This is a genomic window from Methylobacterium sp. 391_Methyba4 (genome assembly GCF_029691625.1).
GTDB classification, from domain to species: Bacteria; Pseudomonadota; Alphaproteobacteria; order Rhizobiales; family Beijerinckiaceae; genus Methylobacterium; species Methylobacterium fujisawaense.
Genome location: NZ_CP121475.1, coordinates 4354721 through 4376695, shown reverse-complemented (window position 1 = coordinate 4376695; position 21975 = coordinate 4354721). Strand labels below are relative to the sequence as shown.

General features: G+C 70.0%; 14 protein-coding genes and 1 pseudogene. 9 read left to right on the top strand and 6 right to left on the bottom strand.

What is annotated here, in order from left to right; translation table 11 throughout:
* Nucleotides 1-81: 81 nt before the first annotated feature.
* Nucleotides 82-2874, bottom strand: a complete 2793-nt coding sequence (locus tag P9K36_RS20575) for a [protein-PII] uridylyltransferase (protein WP_043349231.1) — start codon at nucleotides 2872-2874, stop codon at nucleotides 82-84.
* A 50-nt stretch (nucleotides 2875-2924) separates the two neighbouring features.
* Nucleotides 2925-4343: a TAXI family TRAP transporter solute-binding subunit gene (locus P9K36_RS20570; protein WP_043349228.1), complete on the bottom strand. Its 1419-nt coding sequence runs from the start codon at nucleotides 4341-4343 to the stop codon at nucleotides 2925-2927.
* Nucleotides 4344-4567: 224 nt separating this feature from the next.
* Here P9K36_RS20570 and P9K36_RS20565 point away from each other — a divergent pair, with 224 nt between their 5' ends.
* From P9K36_RS20565 to P9K36_RS20525, 9 genes are all read left to right on the top strand, one after another.
* Nucleotides 4568-5095, top strand: a complete 528-nt coding sequence (locus P9K36_RS20565) for a RecX family transcriptional regulator (RefSeq protein ID WP_278305892.1) — start codon at nucleotides 4568-4570, stop codon at nucleotides 5093-5095.
* Nucleotides 5096-5171: 76 nt separating this feature from the next.
* The gene (locus tag P9K36_RS20560) at nucleotides 5172-6383 is read left to right on the top strand and encodes a putative DNA modification/repair radical SAM protein (RefSeq protein ID WP_111474343.1); all 1212 of its coding nucleotides are present in this window, start codon (nucleotides 5172-5174) and stop codon (nucleotides 6381-6383) included.
* Between the two features lie 17 nt (nucleotides 6384-6400).
* Entirely contained in the window at nucleotides 6401-7864 is a 1464-nt protein-coding gene (locus P9K36_RS20555) for a UdgX family uracil-DNA binding protein (RefSeq protein ID WP_043758873.1), read from the top strand.
* A gap of 60 nt (nucleotides 7865-7924) precedes the next feature.
* On the top strand, nucleotides 7925-8221 hold the full coding sequence (locus P9K36_RS20550) for a nucleotidyltransferase (protein WP_043356924.1): 297 nt from the start codon (nucleotides 7925-7927) through the stop codon (nucleotides 8219-8221).
* Nucleotides 8202-8561 (top strand): HepT-like ribonuclease domain-containing protein, encoded by a 360-nt coding sequence (locus P9K36_RS20545; protein WP_179697063.1) that lies wholly within the window; start codon nucleotides 8202-8204, stop codon nucleotides 8559-8561. The genes P9K36_RS20550 and P9K36_RS20545 overlap by 20 nt, the downstream gene beginning before the upstream one ends.
* Nucleotides 8562-8583: 22 nt before the next feature.
* A complete protein-coding gene (gene polA / locus P9K36_RS20540; protein ID WP_111473663.1) occupies nucleotides 8584-11730 on the top strand; it encodes a DNA polymerase I in 3147 nt (1048 codons plus the stop codon).
* 938 nt (nucleotides 11731-12668) lie between these two features.
* Complete coding sequence (locus P9K36_RS20535) at nucleotides 12669-14708, top strand: PAS domain-containing sensor histidine kinase (protein ID WP_236952715.1); 2040 nt, start codon at nucleotides 12669-12671, stop codon at nucleotides 14706-14708.
* Between the two features lie 55 nt (nucleotides 14709-14763).
* Complete coding sequence (locus P9K36_RS20530; protein ID WP_043381055.1) at nucleotides 14764-15735, top strand: NADPH:quinone oxidoreductase family protein; 972 nt, start codon at nucleotides 14764-14766, stop codon at nucleotides 15733-15735.
* A gap of 175 nt (nucleotides 15736-15910) precedes the next feature.
* Entirely contained in the window at nucleotides 15911-17605 is a 1695-nt protein-coding gene (locus tag P9K36_RS20525) for a methyl-accepting chemotaxis protein (protein WP_278305891.1), read from the top strand.
* A gap of 54 nt (nucleotides 17606-17659) precedes the next feature.
* On the opposite strand, the gene P9K36_RS20520 is transcribed toward P9K36_RS20525, so the two are convergent.
* From P9K36_RS20520 to P9K36_RS20505, 4 genes and pseudogenes are all read right to left on the bottom strand, one after another.
* A complete protein-coding gene (locus P9K36_RS20520) occupies nucleotides 17660-18673 on the bottom strand; it encodes an adenosine kinase (RefSeq protein WP_043381053.1) in 1014 nt (337 codons plus the stop codon).
* A gap of 52 nt (nucleotides 18674-18725) precedes the next feature.
* Nucleotides 18726-19303: pseudogene (locus P9K36_RS20515) on the bottom strand (Uma2 family endonuclease).
* A 52-nt stretch (nucleotides 19304-19355) separates the two neighbouring features.
* Nucleotides 19356-20765 carry an MFS transporter gene (locus P9K36_RS20510; RefSeq protein ID WP_278305890.1) on the bottom strand — a complete coding sequence of 470 codons (1410 nt, stop codon included), beginning with the start codon at nucleotides 20763-20765 and terminating at the stop codon, nucleotides 19356-19358.
* Between the two features lie 117 nt (nucleotides 20766-20882).
* Nucleotides 20883-21812 carry a glutaminase gene (locus P9K36_RS20505; protein ID WP_043356938.1) on the bottom strand — a complete coding sequence of 310 codons (930 nt, stop codon included), beginning with the start codon at nucleotides 21810-21812 and terminating at the stop codon, nucleotides 20883-20885.
* Between the last annotated feature and the right edge of the window lie 163 nt (nucleotides 21813-21975).

Below are 21975 nucleotides of genomic sequence, written 5' to 3'. Positions count from 1 at the left end.
CAGTCGTGGGCGGGAATCGGTGAGGGATCGTGGAATCGGCGCTGATATCTGGCCAAGGGGTCGCGAAATCAACCCGTCCGCTCACGCCTCGCGCGGCGGCGGGGCCGCCACGAGCGCCTCCAGACCCTCGGCCTTCAGCGTGGCGACGTCGTGCGCGAACACGTCCATCACGGCGCTGCGGATCGCGGCCTGCCGGTCGGGCTGCGTCACCCGAGTGCCGGTGAGGTCGGTGACGTAGAAGACGTCCACGGCGCGTTCGCCGAAGGTCGCCACATGCGCCGACGTGATGTTGAGCGACAGCCGGCTGAAGGCGGTGGTGAGCTCGTAGAGCAGGCCCGGCCGGTCGAGGCCGGTGATCTCCACGACGGTCTCCCGGCTCGACAGCGCGTTGTCGATGATCACGTCCGGCGGCACCGGGAAGGTCTTGGCGCGGGTGCTCGCCGTCGGGTGCTTGTCGGCGACGAGGTCGGCGATGCGGATCTCGCCCTTCAGCGCGCGCTCGATCGCCGCCGTGATGCGCTTGGTCCGGCGCAGCTCGTCCTCGTCGCGCTCGAAGGCGCGGGAGATGAAGATCGTGTCGAGGGCAAACCCGTCCGTGGTGGTGAAGATCTGCGCGTCGACGATGTTGCTCCCCGCCGCCGCGCAGGCGCCGGTGACGATGGCGAGCAGGCGGGGATGATCCGGCGAGTAGATGGTGATCTCGGTCACGCCCCGAACCGGATCGAGGGCCACGTCCGTGGCGCTGGTCCGTCCGTCGCGCACCACGTCGCGCAGGAAGATCGCGTTCTTCAGCTGGCGCGTGCCGTCGACCTTCAACCAGTAGGCCTGGCTGTGCCGCGCCGCGTAGGCATCGAACTCCTCCGAGGCCCAGCCGGGCAGCTGCTCGCGCAGGCCCATCTGCACGAGGCGCACCCGGTCGGTGCGGGCGATCTCGGAATGGCCGCCTGACAGATAGACTTCGGTCTCGTCGTACAGCGTGCGGATTAAAGTGCCCTTCCAGGCGGTCCAGACCCCCGGCCCCACGGCGGTGATGTCGGCCACCGTCAGGATGGTCAGCAGTTTCAGCCGCTCCAGGCTCTGCACGCTCGCGGCGAACCGCTCGATCGTCTTGGCGTCCGAGAGGTCGCGGCTCTGCGCCGTCATGGACATCAGCAGATGGTGTTCCACGAGCCAGCGCACGGTCTCGGTCTCGGCCTGGTTCAGGCCGAAGCGCGGGCAGAGCTTCTCGGCGATGGCGGCGCCGGCGATCGAGTGGTCCTCAGGCCGGCCCTTGGCGATGTCGTGCAGCAGGATCGCCACGTAGAGCGCCATGCGGTTGTGGATCGTATGCACGAGGCGCGAGACCAGCGGATAGGTCTCCTGGACCCGGCCCGATTCGATGTCGGCCAGGACGCCGACCGTGCGCAGCAGATGCTCGTCCACCGTGAAGTGGTGGTACATGTTGAACTGCATCATCGCGACGATGCGGCCGAAATCCGGGATGAAGCGGCCGAGCACGCCCGCCTCGTTCATCTCGCGCAGCGCCTCCTCCGGGGCGTTCCGCGAGGTGAGGATCTCGACGAACAGGCGATTCGCCTCGGGGTCCACGCGCAGCGACGGGTTCACGAGGCGCAGGGACCGGTTGGCCAGCCGCTTGGCGTCCGGATGAATCGCGAGGTTGTGCCGGTCGGCGAGCCAGAACAGCCGGATCAGGTTCACGGGGTCGCGCTCGAAGGCGTCCTCCGCCCGCAGGTTCACCCGGCCGTGGTCGATCCAGAAATCCTCCGCCTCCATGGCGGTTGCCCGGAACCGGTCGCGGAACCGGCCGATCCAGCGGTCGAGCACCGGGGTGCGCTTGGCATGGCGCGCCTCCAGCTCGGCGCAGACGATGGCGGTGAGGTCGCCCACGTCCTTGGCGATGCGGAAATAGGCCTTCATGAAGCGCTCGACGCCGGAGAGGCCGCCCCGGGGCTCGTAGCCGAAGCGCTCGGCGATCCGCGGCTGCAGACCGAAGGACAGGCGCTCCTCCGCGCGCTTCGTCACGAAGTGCATGTGGCAGCGCACCCGCCACAGAAACTCGTCGCAGCGCTCGAACAGCGCGTATTCCTCCGGGGTGAACAGCCCGGCGCTCACGAGTTCCAGCTGGTCGCGGACCCGGTAGGTGTATTTGGCGATCCAGAACAGGGTATTCAGGTCGCGCAGGCCGCCCTTGCCGTCCTTGACGTTGGGCTCGACGAGGTATCGGGAGGTGCCGGCCTTGGAGACGCGCATGTCGCGCTCGCGCAGCTTCGCCTCCACGAACTCGGCGGCGGATCCGACCACCAGCTCGGCGTCGAAGCGGGTCACGAGCTCCTCGTAGAGGATCCGGGTGCCGAACAGGTATCGCGCTTCCAGGAGGGCGGTGCGGATCGTCATGTCGGCCCGCGCCTCGCGCAGGCATTCCTCCACCGACCGGGTGGCGTGGCCGACCTTCAGCTTCAGGTCCCACAGGACGTAGAGCATCCCCTCGACGACGCTCTCCGACCACGCCGTCTGCTTGTAGGGAAGCAGGAACAGCAGATCGATGTCCGAGCCCGGCGCCATCGTGCCCCGGCCGTAGCCGCCGGTGGCGACCACCGCGAGCTGCTCACCGGTCGACGGATTGTCGTTGGGATAGAGGCGCCAGACCACGGCATCGTGAATCGCCCGGACCACCGCATCGGTGAGGTTCGACAAGGTCTGCGCGCAGCGCAGCCCGTTGCGGTCCTCGAGGAGCTGCGCCTCGGCGGCGCGGTGGCCCTCTTCGATGACCCGGCGCAGTTGCGGCACGAGCGCGGCCCGGAGCTTCGTGGGCTCACGGGCCTCGCGGTCGAGGTTCTCCAGAACCGTGTTGAGGGCTGCGACGGGATCGAACATGGCTCCCGTTAGCATGATATCCCGACACCGCCAGCCACGCGGCCCCGCCGCTATTCCGCAGCCGGCAGGTCGAGGGCGAGCAGCCGCGCCGTGCGGGTGCGGGTCGCCGCCCGGGGCTCCGCCTCGCTCGCCTGCCGCCGCGCGTCCGCGATCGCCGCATGGACGCCGTCCACCGCCAGGATCAGCGCGCTGACTGTACGCGCATCGATGCTGCGTTCACGGGCGTAACAGACGACGTCCGCCACCAGCCCGTCGGTCTCGATCGCGATCGCATCGAGTTCGGCGGCGCTGGTCGCCGCCCGCACCTCGCGCATGATGTCGAGGAGCCGGTCGAGGACGAAGTCCACGCGCTCCCGGCGCTTGCGGGCGAGGCGCTGGCCGATCCAGGCGATGCCGGACCCGATCGTGCCGCCGAAGAAGGCGAACAGGTAGATGTAATCCTCGTAGCGATCGAGGAAGGTCTGCTGCTCGCGCTCGAAATAGTCGACGGCGCCGGGGTGGTTCGGCAGGCGCGCCGAGGTCGCCGCCACGGTGGTGTCGAAGTCCGGCGCCTTCATCAGCTTGGCCACCGGCGCCGCCGAGGCCAGACGCGAGCGCCACTCGAACAGGTGCTGCGTCGCCGAGGCGACCGCGACCCGGCTGACCGTGCCCCGCGCCATCAGGCGGTAGGACGCGCCGACGGTCTTGATCTCCTCGTCGGGGCGCTTCGGCCGGCCGCCGAAGGTGCCGGCCGGAATCGTGACCGCTTGCAATTCGGGGAAGCGCTGCAGGATCGCGTCGCCGTCCGGGATCGAGACGAAGCCGACCTTCCGCTCCGGCGAGCCCAGCTCGACGGCACGGACCACGGAAGCCGCGGGCTTGGAGGCGGGGCTCGCGATCACCGCCACCGCATCGACGCGTTTGTCGGCGAGGGCGGCGGTCACCTCGCCGATCTTGAGCGGCACCACGGTGACATGACCGGGCTCCGCCTCGGCGGCAGGGCTGGCCTCCGGCGCGTCCGCGCCCGCATTGTCCGGCACGAGGTCGTAGAAGGAGAGCAGGTTCGTCAGGAAGGACAGGTCGGCGCTGTGCCGGACCACGATGCCGAGCCGCTTGCGCGCGAGCGCGGGGATGTCGTCGATATCGGCCGCCTCCGGCGCCGCGATGACCAGGGCCTCGTCATGCAGGATCGCGAGGGTCAACCCGTTCTCGGGCAGGAACACGTCCGGCCGGACCACGGCGAGGTCGGCCTTGTTCCGCTGAAGCGCGAGGGCGCTGTCGCGCACGTCGCCGTAGCGCACGACCTTGAGCCGGACATCCTCGCGTGCCCGGTCGAGGGCGCTGGCATAGGCTTCGATCAGCGCGGCCTCGGGGCCGTCCTGCGGGCCGACCGCCACCGTCAGGGTATTCGGGCGCGACAGATAGACGATTGCGGCCGCGGCCGCAGCGAGCCCCAGGGCAACGAGGACCAGGAGCCATTCACGCCGCATCAGGATAGCTGCCGCACGTGGCAGCCGACGGTTCCGTCGACCCTGCGGATCGCCTGACGAAGAACGGTGGTTCGGGCCATGGCCGAGCCTGTCGCGTTGCGCGCGTTCCATGCCCGAGTCATGGAACGCAAACCTGTCGAGATCGTGAAGAACCGGTGAAATCTCCATTCGTTGCAGGATCCGCGCCAGAAGGTCGCGACCGCGAGATCGAGCCGCCCGGCCCTGTGAGCCCGGCGTGGCTGGAGCGGGCGGCGCTCCATTATCTGGAGCGCTACAGCGCCTCGACCGAGATGCTGCGCCGGACCCTTGCGCGCCGCGTCCAGAAGCGGGCCCGCGCCCGGGGCGAGGATCCCGCGCTCTTCACCGACCTCGTGACGGCGACCGTCGCGCGGGCGGTGTCGGCCGGCCTCGTGGACGACGCGCGCTTCGCCGACACCCGCCTCGCCACCCTGCGCCGCCGCGGCACGTCGAGCCGCGGCGTCTCGGCCAAGCTCGCCGCCAAGGGTGTTCCGCGCGATGTCGTCGAGGCCGCCATGCTGGCGGAGCGCGACGCCCTGCCGGACGGTGAGGCGGAGGCGATCGAGGACCAGGCCGCGCGGGCCTACGCCAAGCGGCGGCGCCTCGGGCCGTATCGCCGCCCGGATCAGCGGGCGGCGCACCGCGACCGGGACCTCGCCGCCATGGCCCGCGCCGGCTTCGCCTACGACCTCGCCCGCCGGGTGGTCGATCTGGAGCCGGACGACATGGTGTGACGGGTGCGGCATCGCGGCCCGGGGTGAAAGGCGGGGCGGCCTTGCACCTTTGGCCGGGTTGTTCATTGTCTGTTCGATGGACGAGACCCTGGCCAAGAAGCTGCGCATCCTCGCGGATGCCGCCAAATACGACGCCTCCTGCGCCTCCTCGGCCGCGCCGAAGCGCGCAGCCGGCAAGGACGGGCTCGGGTCGACCACCGGGGCGGGGATCTGCCACGCCTACACGCCGGACGGGCGCTGCGTCTCGCTGCTGAAGATCCTGCTGACCAACTGGTGCCTGTTCGATTGCGCCTACTGCGTGAACCGGCGCTCCTCGAACGTGCGGCGGGCCAAGTTCACCGTCGAGGAGGTCGTGAACCTCACCCTGAACTTCTACCGGCGCAACTACATCGAGGGCCTGTTCCTGTCCTCGGGCATCATCAAGTCGCCGGACCACACCATGGAGCTGCTGACCCGGGTGGCGAAGTCGCTGCGGCGCGATCACGGCTTTGCCGGCTACATTCACCTGAAGTCGATCCCGGAGGCGAGCCCCTGGCTGATCGAGGAGGCCGGTCTCTACGCCGACCGGCTCTCGATCAACGTCGAGCTGCCCACCGAGGCGAGCCTCGAACGCCTCGCCCCGGAGAAGGACGGCGCCGCGATCCAGGGGGCGATGGCCCAGATCGGCGAGCGCATCGTGCAGGCCAAGGCCGAGAAGCGCCGCTTCTCGCCGGCCGGCCACTCGACGCAGGTGATCGTCGGCGCGGACGCCACCACCGACGAGGCGCTGATCCGCAAGAGCGCACTGCTCTACGGCAGCGTCGGCCTGAAGCGGGTCTACTACTCCGCTTTCAGCCCGATCCCGGACGGGTCCGCGATCCTGCCGCCGAAGCCGCCGCCGCTCCAGCGCGAGCACCGGCTGTACCAGGCCGACTGGCTGCTGCGGTATTACGCATTCACCCCCGACGAGGTGGCCGACGCCTCGGAGGGCGGGATGCTCGCCCTCGACATCGACCCGAAGCTCGCCTGGGCGCTGAAGCACCGGGACAAGTTCCCCGTGGACGTGAACAAGGCTGACCGGGAATGGCTTCTGCGGGTGCCGGGGCTCGGTGCCCGGGCCGTGGACAAGATCGTGAAGGCGCGCCGGCACGCGACCCTGCGCCTCGACGACGTCGCCCGCCTGACCTCGGGCTTGAAGCGGGCCCGGCCGTTCCTCGTCGCCGCCGATCATCGTCCGGTGGGGCTCACCGACCGGCTCGACCTGCGGGCGCGACTGGTCGAGCCGGCGGCGCAACTGAGCCTGTTTTGAGAAAGGTCGCAGACGCGATGCTCCGTTCCCCTGCGAGCGGACACGGGAATGCCGGCGCGCCGCGCGCCATGCTCCTGCGCCCGGGCGCCGATCTCGACGGCTTCCGCACCGCCGTCCGGAGCCTCGTCGCGGAGGGTGTCCCACCCGAGGGGGTGACATGGTCGGAGGCGGACTCCCCCGGCCTGTTCGGCACCGGCGCGGCGCATGCCCTCAGCCCGCCGCTAGCCCTGCCGAAGCCCGTCGCCGCTCTGATCCCGCAGGTGATCCCGCACCGCGATCCGGAACGCTATGGGCTGCTCTACGCGCTGATCTGGCGCGTCTGCCACGGCGAGCGGCATTTGATGGAGGTCGGCAGCGATCCGCTGGTCCACCGCCTGCACCGTCTGGCCAAGGCGATCGGGCGCGACCTCCACAAGATGCACGCCTTCCTGCGCTTCCGCCGGGCTGAGGGGCCGGATGGGGAGCGCTACATCGCGTGGTTCGAGCCGGATCACCACATTCTCGAGGCTGCGGCGCCGTTCTTCGTCAATCGCTTCCGCGGGATGCGCTGGTCGATCCTCACGCCGGACGGATCGGCGCATTGGGATACGGAGGCCTTGACCCTCGGACCGCCGGGCGACCGCGCGCAGCTGCCGGAGGGCGACGGGTTCGAGGCCGGCTGGCAGACCTATTACGAGAGCACGTTCAACCCGGCCCGCACCAACCTGAAGGCCATGCGGGCCGAGATGCCCAAGAAGTACTGGCACAACATGCCCGAGACGGCCGCCATCCCCGCCCTCGTCCGCGCGGCGGCCGGGCGCACCGAAGCGATGATCGAGAGGGAGCCGACCATGCCCACACGCCGCGACCCGGCCCGCGCCGTCGCCGCCATGGCCGACCAGGACCCGAAGACCCTGGAGGAGCTGAACGCGATCATCCGACGGACCGAGCCGCTGGTCGCGGGCGCCACCCAGGCCGTGCTCGGCGAGGGGCCGGTGGGCGCCACGATCGCCTTCGTGGGTGAGCAGCCCGGCGATCAGGAGGACCGGCAGGGCCGACCCTTCGTCGGACCGGCGGGGCAACTGCTCTCCCGCGCCATGGCGGAGGCCGGGATCGACCGTGGGGCGAGCTATCTCACGAATGCGGTCAAGCACTTCAAGTTCGAAGAACGCGGCAAGCGCCGCATCCACCAGAAGCCGACGGCGGGCGAGGTCAGCCATTACCGCTGGTGGCTGGACCGGGAATTGGACTTCGTGGCTCCGAAGCTCGTGGTCGCCCTCGGCGCGACCGCGGTGCTGGCGCTGACCGGCAAGGCCGTCCCGATCACCCGGGCGCGGGGCCCGTTCCGGTTCGACCGGTTCGACAACCGCTTCCAGGGCTTCATCACGGTCCACCCCTCCTACCTGCTGCGCCTGCCCGACGAGGCGAAGGAAGAGGCCTACGCGGCGTTCGTGGACGACCTGCGCCGGGTGGAGGCTCTGGGGCAAGAGCTCGCGGCCTGATCCTCCAACCCCGCGGTTCTGCTATGCTGATGGCCGCCGATTCCCTCCGGTCCCGCCGCCATGGACAAGCAGCTCGCCCTCGACATCCTCCGCACGAACGAAGCGGAACTGCGCCGCCGCGGGGTGCTGCATGCCGCGCTGTTCGGTTCGGTCGCCCGTGGGGACGCCGGGGACGATAGCGACCTCGACGTGCTGATCGACATCGATGCGCCCGTCGTCGGCGGTCTCTTCGGCTATGTCGGGTTGTGCCATTTCATCGATGATCTGTTTCCGATTCGGGTCGACGTGGCGGACCGGGCGGCCCTCAAGGATCGGGTCCGAAAGCACGCAGAGCGCGATGCCGTTTTCGCTTTCTGAGCGCGAGCGGACCGCCTGCGCCGACATCATCGCCAACGCCGAGCGTGCCGCTCGCTTTGTGGCGGGGTTCACGCTCGAGACTTTCGGGGCGGACGAGCGCACGCACTTCGCAGTCGTGCGTTGCCTGGAGATCGTCTCGGAGGCGAGCCGCCGATTGAGCGCCGAGACGAAGGACCGGTATGCGGACGTGCCGTGGCGACAGATTGCGGATGCGGGCAGCGTCTATCGCCACAGCTATCACCGGGTGACGCTGGACATCGTCTGGCTCACCGTCCACCACGAGTTGCCCGTTCTCGTCGCGGCCTGCCGCGCCGAACTCGCCCGCGCGCCCGATTCCTGATCGCCCCGAGCCGCCTGAGCCCATGACCGACGCGAAGCCCGAAATTAAGTCCGTGGGCCCCGGCGATCAGGTGATCCTGGTCGACGGCTCGTCGTTCATCTTCCGGGCCTATTTCCAGTCGATCAATCAGGACCAGAAGTACAATTCGCGCCCCTCCGACGGGCTGCCCACCGGCGCCGTGCGGCTGTTCTGCACGAAGATCGCGCAGTTCCTGCAGGACGGCGCCGCCGGCACGATGCCGACGCATCTCGGCATCGTCTTCGACAAGTCGGAAGGGTCGTTCCGCAAGGAGATGTTCCCAGACTACAAGGGCCACCGCCCGGACGCGCCCGACGACCTCAAGCGGCAGATGCCCCTGATGCGCGACGCGGTGCGGGCCTTCGGCCTGCACGCGGTGGAGCTGGAACGCTACGAGGCCGACGACCTCATCGCGACCTATACCCGCCAGGCCGAGGCACGGGGCGCGGGCGTCATCATCGTCTCCTCCGACAAGGATCTGATGCAGCTCGTGGGACCGCAGGTGCGGTTCTACGATTTCGAATCCGGTGCAAAGGGCAAGCCGGGCTACCGGCCCGAGCGCAACCTCGATGTCGAGGCGATCATCGCCAAGTGGGAGGGGCTTCAACCCAACCAGATCGGCGACGCGCTGGCGCTGATCGGCGACACCTCCGACAACGTACCGGGCGTCCCCGGCATCGGCTTGAAGACCGCCGCGGCGCTGATCAAGGAGTTCGGCAGCCTCGAGGCGCTGCTGGAGCGGGCGGGCGAGATCAAGCAACCCAAGCGCCGGGAAACCCTGCTCGCCAACGTCGATCAGGCTAAGCTGTCTCGAAAACTCGTGGCGCTGATGGAGGATGTGCCGGTCCCGGTGCCGCTCGACGAACTCGGCGTGCCGAAGCCCGACCCGGAGAAGCTCGTCGGCTTCCTGAAGGCGATGGAGTTCAACACCCTGACGCGCCGCATCGCCCAGATGCTGCACGTCGACCCCGAGGCGGTGAAGCCCGATCCGCGGCTCCTGCCCGGCGCCCGGCCGCATGGCTACGGCAACGGGGCCGGCGGCAGCGACGCGGTGCCATTCTTCGGCGATTCCGTGCCGCCGGATCCCGAGACCGCGGCGGCCGGGGCCGAGCGCCCGCCGGGCGCCGCACCGCCCGAGGGCGGCGCGGTGGACCCCTTCGCGGATCTCGACCTGCCGGACGCGCCCGCCAAGCCCCGGGCCCCCGTCGAGGCGACGCCCGGCAACGTCGTGGCGGCCCGGGCCGCGGAGGCCGTGGCCCCCTTCGACACCGCCGCCTACGAGACCGTCACGTCTCTGGAGCAGCTCGACGCCTGGATCGCCGAGGCCGAGGAAGCCGGTGTGATCGCGGTCGACACCGAGACGGACGCGCTCGACGCCCACAAGGCCGGCCTGGTCGGCGTATCGCTGGCGGTGTCCACGGGACGGGCCTGCTACATCCCGCTGGCGCACGTGCAGGCCGCCAAGGTGCAGGCCGACGCCACCGACCTGTTCGGCGAAGGGGCCGCGCCCTCCGACGTGGTCGAGCCGGTCCCGGGCCAGATCCCCCTGAAGGATGCCGTCGCCCGACTGAAGCCGCTTCTGGAGAATCCCGGCGTCCTGAAGGTCGGCCAGAACCTCAAATACGATTGGGTCGTGCTCGCCCGCTACGGCGTCGAGGTGGCGCCCTTCGACGACACGATGCTAATCTCCTACGTCCTCGATGCCGGGAAGGGCGGGCACGGCATGGACGAGCTGGCCCGGCGCCATCTCGGCCACCAGCCGATCACCTTCTCGGACGTGGCCGGCACCGGCCGCAACAAGGTGAGCTTCGACCGGGTCGCGATCGATAAGGCCACCGCCTACGCGGCCGAGGATGCGGACGTGACGCTCCGCCTGTGGCGGATGATGAAGCCGCGCCTCGTCGCCGAGCACCGGGTCGCGGTCTACGAGACCCTGGAGCGCCCGCTCCTGCCGGTCATCGCCCGGATGGAGCAGCGCGGCATCCGGGTCGACCGGGACATGCTGAGCCGCCTCTCGGGGGATTTCTCGCAGATCCTCGTGCGCCTGGAGGAGGAAATCCAGGAGGATGCCGGCGAGAAATTCTCGGTGGGCTCGCCGAAGCAGATCGGCGACATCCTGTTCGGGAAGATGGGCCTGCCGGGCGCCAAGAAGACGCCCTCCGGCCAATGGGCCACACCGGCCACGCTCCTCGAAGAACTGGCCCAGGCCGGGCACGAACTGCCCAAAAAGATCCTGGAGTGGCGCCAGCTCTCGAAGCTGAAATCCACCTATACTGACTCGCTCCAGACCCATGCGGATCGCGAGACCGCGCGGGTCCACACCTCGTTCTCGCTGGCGGCGACCACTACGGGTCGGCTGTCCTCCTCCGAGCCGAACCTGCAGAACATCCCGATCCGCACCGAGGAGGGCCGGCGCATCCGCCGCGCCTTCGTGGCCGCGCCCGGCAACCGGCTGATCTCGGCGGATTATTCTCAGATCGAGCTGCGTCTCCTGGCCCACATGGCCGATATCCCGGAACTCCGGAAGGCGTTCGCGGACGGGATCGACATCCACGCGGCCACCGCCTCGGCGATGTTCGGCGTGCCGCTCAAGGACATGACGCCCGACCTGCGGCGCCGGGCGAAGACCATCAATTTCGGCATCATCTACGGCATCTCGGCCTTCGGGCTCGCCGACCGGCTCGGCATCGGCCGCGAGGAGGCTTCCGCGTTCATCAAGCAGTATTTCGAGCAGTTCCCCGGGATCCGCGACTACATCGATGCGACCAAGAAGAGCTGCCGGGACAAGGGCTACGTCACCACCCTGTTCGGCCGGGTGTGCCACTATCCGCAGATCCGCTCCAACAACCCGTCCGAGCGCGCCAGCGTCGAGCGGCAGGCGATCAACGCGCCGATCCAGGGCTCGGCCGCCGACATCATCCGCCGGGCCATGACCCGGATGGAAGGGGCTTTGGCCGACGAGAAGCTCGGGGTGCGCATGCTCCTGCAGGTCCACGACGAGCTGGTCTTCGAGGCTGCCGAGGACGAGGTGGAGCGGGCGATCCCGATCATCCGCGGCGTGATGGAGGAAGCCCCGGCGCCGGCCCTGACGCTGCGGGTGCCGCTGGTGGTGGAGGCCAACGCGGCGGGGAACTGGCAGGAGGCGCATTAGCGCGGATGGCGGCTGAACCTGGCCGTCCTCGCGACCGGAGCGGAGCGGGCCGGCACGACGCTCATCGATCCGGTGGGCGCGGGTTCAGGACAGGGGCGATGGCGTCGTCCTCGCGCGTCCGGTAGAGCGCCATCGGCTTGGTCGCGTGCGCCCGCTTGAGGGCGTCGTCGCGCCGTTCAGCACCGGGTTGGCCCGCAGGGTTTCGACGAAAGGGTGAAACCGGTCGCGGGAGCCGCCTCCGGCGGTCCATTGGACACCGAGATGCGCTGTTCGGTGCGCCTCCGTGGAGGACGAGAATTCGTCAGTTCAGCTCGATCCCGCGTTCCGGGCACGGCGAGATCGCCCTCGGTCAGGCACCCGGGTATCGCTGTCGCTCCAACATGCAGGATGCCCGCCGGGACGGGCAGGCTCGTCTGCAGAAGGTCGCTGACGAACGCGAACAGCCGTTCGGCTTCGGCGTGGGCTGCGTCGCTGTCGACTGAAATGCCGGCCGCCGGTTGTGCCGTCTGCCCTGGCCCACGCTCTTGCCCGTGCCCGGGTCAACGTATTTCGGCCGCACGGACTGTCGCCGGTCCAGAGGGCTGTGTTGGAGGCCTGCGCGGAGAGATCAGGTCAACGGATCGCCGCGATCCAGGCCCTGCCGTCCGGCAATCCCATTCATTCCCGAGCACCCCCGGGCGAGCCCGGAACCCAGAGCCGCCGCCAGCCATGCCGGCACGCGGTCGAGGTCTGGATCCTGCTTCGCAGTCCCGGAATGACGGGGCTGTGACGTCGGGCTGTGACCTCGGGCTGGTCTCCGACTACAGGCATCCACAGGGCCGCCCTGGCTTGGAGATGGCGTCGAAGACGGTCATACGCGGTAAGTCCATGACCTGTATCGCTCAGAACTTGTGATCGATCCCCTCTCCTTCCTATCCGGCGGCGGCGAGGCCGCGCGGATGATCCGCGCACGCGACTGGACCGGCCATCCCCTCGGCCCCCCGGGGACCTGGCCGGCGGAATTCCGCGCGGCCCTTTCGCTCGTTCTCAACTCGCCGGAATCGATGATCCTGGCCTGGGGGCCCGATCTCCACTTCTTCTTCAACGACACCTACTTCCCGCTGCTCGGGCCCCGTCTGGCCTGGGCCATGGGCGAGCGGTTCGACGTGGTCTGGGCCGATGCCTGGGATCAGGCCAAGCCGATCATCGACGCGGCCATGGCAGGCAGCCCGGAGCGCTTCATCGATCTGCCCTGGCAGCTCGACACCGACCGGGGCTCCCGGGAGACATGGTGGACCTTCTCGTACTCGCGGGTCCTCGACGCCGCGGGGCGGGTCACGGGGCTGTTCATCCTCACCAACGAGACCACGGCCCGCGTGCGCGCCGACGCCGCCCTCAAGGAGAGCCAGGGCCGCCTGGAATCCGCCCTCGCGGAACTGCGCGACCTCAACGCCACCTTGGCCCAGCAGGTCGAGGAACGCACCGCCGATCGCAACGCCCTGTGGACGCTCTCGTCCGACATGATGCTGCGCTGCCTGTTCGACGGCACGATCACCGCGGTGAACCCGGCCTGGACCGAGGTGCTGGGCTGGCGGCCGGACGAGCTGATCGGAACCAAGCTCATCGCCTTCGTCCACCCGGACGATTTCGACCGCACCGTCGAGGGCGCGCAGCAGCTCGCCACGGGATCGAGCCTCGCGCGCTTCGACAACCGCTACCGCCACCGGGACGGCGGATACCGCTGGATCAGCTGGGCGGCCCGGCCGGGGGAGGGGGTGATCAACGCCGTCGGCCGCGATTTCACCGCGGAGCGCGAGCGCGCCGACGCCCTGGCCGCCACCGAGGAGGCCCTGCGGCAATCGCAGAAGATGGAGGCCGTCGGCCAGCTCACCGGCGGGATCGCCCACGACTTCAACAACCTGCTCGCCGGTATCTCCGGATCCCTGGAGCTGATCCAGACCCGCCTCGGCCAGGGTCGCGTCATGGATGTGGACCGCTACATCAATGCCGCGCAGGGAGCGTCCAAGCGGGCCGCGGCCCTGACCCATCGCCTGCTCGCCTTCTCGCGGCGGCAGACCCTCGATCCGAAGCCCACCGACGTGAACCGGCTCGTGGCCGGCATGGAAGAGTTGATCCGGCGGACGGTCGGCCCCGCCGTGATCGTCGAGGTCATGGGCGCGCCCGGTCTCTGGCCGGCCCTGGTCGACCCGCCGCAGCTCGAGAACGCCCTGCTCAACCTGTGCATCAACGCCCGTGACGCCATGCCGGAGGGCGGCCGGATCACGATCGAGACCGCCAATGCCTGGCTCGACGAGCGCGCCGCCCGGCGTCACGACATGCCGCCGGGCCAGTACCTCTCGCTCTGCGTCACCGATACCGGCATCGGCATGCCGCCCGAGATCGTCGGCAAGGTGTTCGAGCCGTTCTTCACCACCAAACCGCTGGGGCAGGGCACCGGCCTCGGCCTGTCGATGATCTACGGCTTCGCCCAGCAATCGGGCGGCCAGGTGCGGATCCATTCCGAGGTCGGCAAGGGCACCACGGTCTGCCTCTACCTGCCCCGCCATCGCGGCGCGGTCGCGGAGGAGGATGCGCATACCGCCGTCGGCGCGCCGCCGCGGGCCGCGCCGGGCGAGACCGTGCTGGTGGTCGACGACGAGCCGACCGTGCGCATGCTGGTCACCGAGGTGCTGGAGGATCTCGGCTACACGGCGATCGAGGCCGCCGACAGCGCGGCCGGCCTCAGGGTGCTGCAATCCGACGTGCGCATCGACCTGCTCGTGTCCGATATCGGGCTGCCGGGCGGCATGAACGGGCGCCAGATGGCCGAGGCCGGCCGGGTGACGCGACCGGGGCTCAAGGTCCTGTTCGTCACCGGCTACGCGGAGAATGCCGTCTTGGGCAACGGCCAGCTCGATGCCGGGATGCAGGTCATCACCAAGCCGTTCGTGGTGGAGGTGCTGGGCGCCCGCATCCGCGAGATGATCGGAACGGCTTGACCGCACGGCCGGTTCGGGCCTCATCGGCGGAGAAACGCCGGGGAGGAGACACGGAATGCGGGCGCTGCTGTGCACGAGGCTCGACGGGCCGGAGCATCTGGAGATCGTGGAGCGCCCCGATCCGGTTCCGGGTCCCGGGCAGGCCCTGGTGCGGATGCGGCTCGCGGCGCTCAACTTCTTCGACACGCTGATCGTGGCTGGGCGCTACCAAGTGAAGCCGGCCCTGCCGTTCTCGCCGGGCGGCGAGGGGGTCGGCGTGGTCGAGGCGCTCGGGCCAGGGGCCTCGGGCGTGGCCGTGGGCGACCGGGTGATCGTCCATGCCGGGCACGGTTGCTGCGCCGAACTCATCGCCCTCGACGCCGCCCGGCTCACGCCGGTGCCGGACGCGGTGCCGGACGAGCAGGCGGCCGGGCTCACCATCACCTACGGCACCTCGCTCCATGCCCTGGCGAACCGTGCCCGCCTGCAGCCCGGCGAATGGCTGGCGGTCCTCGGGGCCTCCGGGGGCGTCGGTCTCGCCGCCGTGGAGCTGGGGCGGCTGATGGGCGCCCGGGTGATCGCCTGCGCCTCCTCGGAGGAAAAGCTCGCCGTCGCCCGCGCCCACGGCGCCGAGGCCGGCCTCGTCTACGATCCCGCGACGCTCAAGGACGAGTTGCGCCGGATCTCCGGGGGCGGGATCGACGTGGTCTACGATGCGGTCGGCGATGCCTACGCGGAGCCGGCCCTGCGGGCGCTCGGCTGGCGCGGCCGGTTCCTCGTCATCGGCTTCGCCGCCGGGGAGATCCCGCGGCTGCCGTTGAACCTGATGCTCCTGAAGGAACTCGACGTGCAGGGCGTCCACTGGGGCGCCTTCCTCGAACGCGAGCCGGAGGCGCATCGGGCCGACCAGCGTCGGCTCCTCGACTGGGTGGCCGAGGGCAAGCTCACCGCGCAGGTCCACGGCGTCTACCCGCTGGCGGACTTCCCGGAGGCCTTCGGCCTGCTGACCCGGCGGGCGGCCGTAGGCAAGGTTCTCCTGCGGCCCTGATCGGGCCGCGGCCGCCCGCCTTCGACTGGATCGGCGCTCGACCCGCGGCACGGCCTTGGCGGGCGACGCGTCATGCGTTCCGCGCTGATCTGCGGCGCAAATCACTTCCGAAGTAGAGGTTGCCGAAAATCTGTCCTTCATCTTCGTGTGCCACGATGCGGCGGTGTCGTCCTCTATGGTGCCCGAGATGAGCTTTCGAAGAAGTATCGTTTCGAAGCTGATACTGCCCTCGATAATCGGCTTTTTGCTGTTTATCGCAAGCTCGACCATCGGCTTGATGCAGATACAGGCCATCAATGCCGCCGCCGTGGAGACCCGCGACGTCTGGGTGCGCAAGGACAACACGCTCCACGCGATTCGATTCCTGATGCTGCGGTACCACACGACGACGATCCGCAAGGTGGTCGCCGTCGACGACGGTGAGAACCGGGACCTCGATGCCGAGTTCGTCGAGATGGATCGGACCATCCCCGAGGCCTTCCAGAGCTATCGCGTGCGCGCGACGACGCCCCGGGAGCGCGCGCTCTGGGACGCATTCGAGGGGCGGTGGAAGGTCTATCGCACTGCCCAGGAGGCGATCCTCGCCCCGCTCAGGCGCGGCGACCGGAACGCGGCCCGCGACGCCATCGCGCCCGCCCGCCCGCCGCTCGTGGCCGCCTTCGATGCCCTGGCGGATCTCGCCCAGGTCACCGCCGAGGGCACGAACGTCTCGGTCCAGCGCTCCGAGGATGCGTTCCGGACGGCGTGGTCCGTCACCATCACGCTCTCCGTGATCGGAGCGATCATGACCGGCGCGGCGGTCTGGTGGGTCTGGCAGCGGGTCGCCCGCCCGATCCGGTCCCTGGCCGAGATCATGGGTCGGCTCGCGGCCAACAACCTCGACGTGGCCGTCGGCGGCTCCGAGCGAGCGGACGAGGTCGGGGTCATGGCGGCCTCCGTCCAGGTCTTCAAGGACGGCCTGATCCGCGCGCGCACGCTCGAGCACGAAGCGGCACAGGCCCGCGCCGCGGCCGAGGCGCGGCGGCGGAGCGGCATGCAGCAGATCGCCGACGCCTTCGAGGGCACGGTCGGCGGCATCATCGGCACGGTCTCGGCCGCCGTCGCTGCGCTGCAGGACACGGCCTCGGCCATGAATGAGGCGGCCGCCGACACCGCCGATCGCTCCGGCCGGGTGGCGAGCGCGGCCGAACTCGCGGCCAGCACCGTCAACGTCGCGGCGGCGGCGGCGGAGGAACTCGGCGTCTCCGTCCAGGAGATCAGCCGCCAGGTCGCGGGCTCGACGGCGCTGACCCAGTCGGCGGTCGCGGACGCGGAGGCGACCGCGCACTTGGTTCGGGATCTGAACGGGGCGGCGGTCCAGATCGGTCATGTCGTGACCCTGATCTCGACCATCGCCGAACAGACGAATCTCCTGGCGCTGAACGCCACGATCGAGGCGGCGCGGGCCGGCGCGGCGGGCCGCGGCTTCGCCGTCGTAGCCGCAGAGGTGAAGGCGCTGGCCGGTCAGACCGCGCGGGCGACCGACGAGATCGGCGGCCACGTCGCCCGGATCCAGTCCTCCACCGGCGACGCCGTCTCGGCGATCGGGCGCATCGGCGGCCGAGTCCAGGAACTCAGCGCCGTGGCGACGCGGATCGCCAGCGCCGTGGAGCAGCAGGGCGCCGCGACGCAGGAGATCGTCCGCAACGTCTCCCAGGCCGCCCAGGGGGCGGCTGACGTCACCAGCACCATCACGGGCGTCGCCGACGCGGCGAAGGCAACCGGAGCGGCGGCCGATCAGGTTCTCACGGCAGCCTCGGAGCTGTCGCTCCGGTCCGGGCATCTCAGGGACGAGGTGACGCGCTTCCTCGCGACCGTCCGCGCGGCCTGAGCGGGCGGGATCGGAGCGGACGCAACCCTCCGACCGCGCGCCCGACGCGCCGGCTCAGAGGAGCCCGCGCGCCTTGGCCAAGCCGACGAGATCCGCCTGCGGACGGGCGCCGATGTGCTGGATGACCTCGGCCGCCGCGAGCGTGCCGAGGCGGGCGCTCGTGACGTGGTCGAGGCCGCGGGCGTGGCCGGCCAGGAAGCCGGCCGCAAAGAGGTCCCCCGCCCCCGTCGTGTCGACCACCTCGTGGACCGGGCTCGCCTCGACGGCGCGGACCTCGCCACCCTGCACCACCAGGGCACCGTCGGCCGAGCGCGTCACGAGGCCGAGCAGGTGACGGCCGCGAGCGTTGCGCTCGTCCCGCAGGGCCGCCACCGCGGCCTCGGCATCGTCGGTCTGGAAGAGGCTCTGCAACTCGCCGATGTTGGCGAAGAGGATGTCGATGGTGCCGTCGCGGATCAGACCGAGGAATTCATCGCGGTAGCGACCGACGCAGAACGCATCCGAGAGGGTCAGCGCAACGGCGTTGCCGGCCTGGTGGGCGATGTCGGACGCCTTGCGGAACGCCTCCTTGGCGGCCGGCGGATCCCAGAGGTAGCCCTCAAGATAGACGACCCGGGCGGAACGCACGAGAGCCTTGTCGACATCGTCGGGCGAGAGTCCCTGGCAGGCGCCCAGATAGGTGCTCATCGTGCGCTCGCCATCCGGCGTCACCAGCACGAAGCATCGGGCGGTGGCCGGTCCCTCGGCCGCCGCAGGGACGCTGAAGTCGACGCCGGTCGCCTTGAGATCGTGGCTGAACAGGCCGCCGAGCTCGTCGTTCCGGACCTTGCCGACGAAGCCGGTCTTGGCTCCGAGCAGGGCCGCGCCGACCGCGGTGTTGGCGCCGGAGCCGCCCGACACGATCGTGGCCGGGCCCATGGCCTCGAACAGCGCCTCGGCCCGCGGCTCGTCGATGAGCTGCATCGCACCCTTGGTGACGCCCTGCGCCGCCAGGAAGGCATCGTCCGTCCGTGCGATCACGTCGACGATCGCGTTGCCGAGCACGAGGAGATCGAGAGGTTCAGTCATCCGGGCGTCCTGATTCGCGTTCGCGCCGCTGTGGCATCCACCTCGGATCGGATCAAGCTCCGTCGTCGTCGGACGCGCGGTCGGCGAACAGCTCCGGGACGGGCAGGCGCAGGCCGGGCGGCGTCAGGTCCAGCGTCTCCTGGGTCGCCATGCGGGTCTCGATCAGGCCGCCCTGCGCGCGGCGGTGATGGATGACGAGGCGCTTGACCGGATCCACGATCAGATAGTGGATCACGCTCTCGAGACTGAAGTAGCGGGTCAATTTCAAACCCGAATCGACGGAACGTGTGCTCGGCGACTGCACCTCGACGACGATGACGGGATCGGTGATCTCCGTCGCATCGGGGTCGGCGCGCATTCCGCAGTAAACGAGGGCGTCGGGCTCGAAGACCGTATCCTGATCGACGCGAACGCTGATGCCATCCGGCAGCGCGCGTAGCAGGGGCTCTTCGCTTGCTTCAGTGCGGACCGGAGCGCCAGATAGGTGGCAGCCTTGACCTCGGCATGCCGAACGCGCTCCGGCGACATCGCGAACACCTCGCCATCGACCAGCTCGAAGCGCCCCGGCTGCCCATCGGCCCAGGTGAGAAACTCGTCGACCGTCATCCGGGATTTCGGCTGAGCGACCATGCCCGAGGCTAGCACGGATTCGGCCTCCTGGGAGCCGAGCCCGTGACGGGCCTCACCCCGCGATCTTCTCCAGCGCGACGTCCCGTGTCCGCGGACCCAGGAGCCCGACGAGCAGGCCCGCGGCCAGCATCGCGGCCGAGATGAACAGGAACACGCCCGGCGTGCCGGCCTCCCGCAGGACGAACGCGATGACGAAGCCCGTGAAGATCGCCGAGAAGCGGCTCCAGGAATAGACAAAGCCCACCGCCCTGGCGCGGATGCCCGTGGGGAACAGCTCGGCCTGATAGGCGTGGAAGCTGTACGACATCACGTTCGAGGCGAGCGTCAGGCCGATGCCGAGCGCCACGATGATCGGGACGTCCCGCGTCTGCGCGAAGGCGAGGCCGCAGCCGATATAGACGAGGGCGGCGGCCACGATGACGTGCTTGCGCTCGAACCGGTCAGCGATGGCGAGGCCGATCAGCGGGCCGACGGGGGCGGCCAGCGCGATCAGGGCCGTGTAGGCGAGGCTCGACGTCACCGTGATGCCCTGGGCCACCAGCAGGGTCGGCACCCAGTTGGCGAAGCCGTAGAAGCCCACCGTCTGGAAGACGTTGAATCCGGCCATCATCAGCGCCCGGCGCCGATAGGGCCGGACCCACAGGTCGCGGAAGGCGCCGCGCGGCTGCACCGGCTCCGGCGCGGCCGGCGCGGGCAGCGCGCCGCCATGCTCGGCCGCGATCCGCGCCTCCAGCTGCCGCAGAATCGCGTCGGCTTCCGCCAGACGCCCGTGCTCGACGAGCCAGCGCGGGCTTTCCGGAAGGCCCGCCCGCATCCACCAGACCACGATCGCCGCCGAGGCGCCGATCAGCACCACCCAGCGCCAGCCGTCGATGCCGAGGGGGGCGATCGGGATCAGCAGGTAGGAGAGGAACGCCACCACCGGCACGGCCGTGAAGCCGATGCCCTGGCACAGGGCGAAAGCCCGGCCGCGGATCGCCTTCGGGACGAGTTCGGAGAGGTAGCTGCCGATCGTCACCATCTCCAGGCCGAGGCCGATCCCTGCGACGAGCCGCCAGAGGTTGAGGCCGAAGGCGTCGCTCTGGCAGGCCATCACGACGTTCGCCGCGGTGTAGGCGAGGAGCGACCACGTGAAGATCGCCCGGCGCCCGAACCGGTCGGCGAGCCAGCCGCAGACGAGGGTGCCGATGAACAGGCCCGTGAAGAGGGCGGCCACGAAGCTCGCCACACCACTGGCGCCGAACAGGCCGGGGGTCGTCGGCGTCAGGATCCCGGCCTTGACGAGGCCGGGCGCCACGTAACCGGTGAAGAGCAGGTCGTAGAGTTCGAAGAAGAACCCGAGGCCGAGCAGCGCCACGAGGCGCCAGACCGCCGGCGTGGCCGGAAGCCGGTCGAGACGGGCCAGGATGGCACCCGGATCCAGACCGTCGTTGGCAGCCCGGACCGCCACACTCGTCGCCATGCCGCTGAGTCTCGCTTCGGCGCCGCAACGCCCCGGCGGCGCAGTGCCGCGGAAGTGGGCGCCGCGCAAGAGGGCAGGGGAAGGGGGGCAGGGAAGGGGGTAGGGGAAGGGACCCGCTCAGGATCCGAAGACGGACCAGCCCATGCGCTGCGTCAGCCGCTCCAGGGCGATGCGGCCGAGATGGGAATTGCCCGCCGCGTCGAGACCGGGCGACCAGACGGCGATGGAGGCCTTGCCGGGTGCGATCGCCAGGATGCTGCCGCCGACTCCGCTCTTGCCCGGCAGGCCCACGCGATAGGCGAACTCGCCCGACCCGTCGTAGTGGCCGCAGGTCAGCATGATCGCGTTGATGCGGCGCGCGCGCTCCGCCGAGACCACCGAATGGCCGGTCGACGGGTTGATGCCGTTATGCGCCAGGAACCGCCCGGCGCGTGCGAGCTGGCGACAGTTCATCGCGATGGCGCAGTGGTGGAAGTAGACGCCGAGCGTGTAGTCGACCGGATTGTCGATGACGCCGAAGGACTTCATGTAGTTGGCGAGCGCGGTGTTGCGGAAACCCGTGCGCTTCTCCGAGGCCGCCACGGTCTCGTCGATCGCGATGCTCGAATCCTGGGCCAGGAACTGCATGAAGCGCAGGATCTCGCCCAGCGCCTCGCGGGGCTCGTGGCCCGAGAGGATCACGTCGGTGACCGCGATGGCGCCCGCATTGATGAACGGATTGCGCGGCACGCCTCGCTCCCGCTCCAGCTGGACGATGGAGTTGAACGGGTTGCCCGAAGGCTCGCGGCCGACCCGTTTCCACAGCCGGTCGCCGACCATGCCGAGGGCGAGGGTGAGGGTGAAGACCTTCGACACGCTCTGGATCGAGAAGGGCGTCTCGCTGTCGCCCCCGGCGAAGACGCGTCCCGCAGCATCGATCACCGCCATGCCGAACTGACCGGGATCCACCCGCGCGAGTTCGGGAATGTAATCCGCGACCGCCCCCCGATCGGAGCGCTGGGCCATCTCCTCGGAGATTTCCCGGATGACGAGGGCAAGGTCAGGCACGGTGGGGCTCGGGCATCGAGACGCGTCGGAACCGGGCCGGTTCGCGACGTCCAGGCGATGCAAGGTCCGGTCCGGCGGGCCGATGATCTACCAGTGCCGATCGGGCGTGAAAACCGGAGCGGCGGAACTGCGCCGCCGTCCCGGCGCGGCGATGCCGGGACGG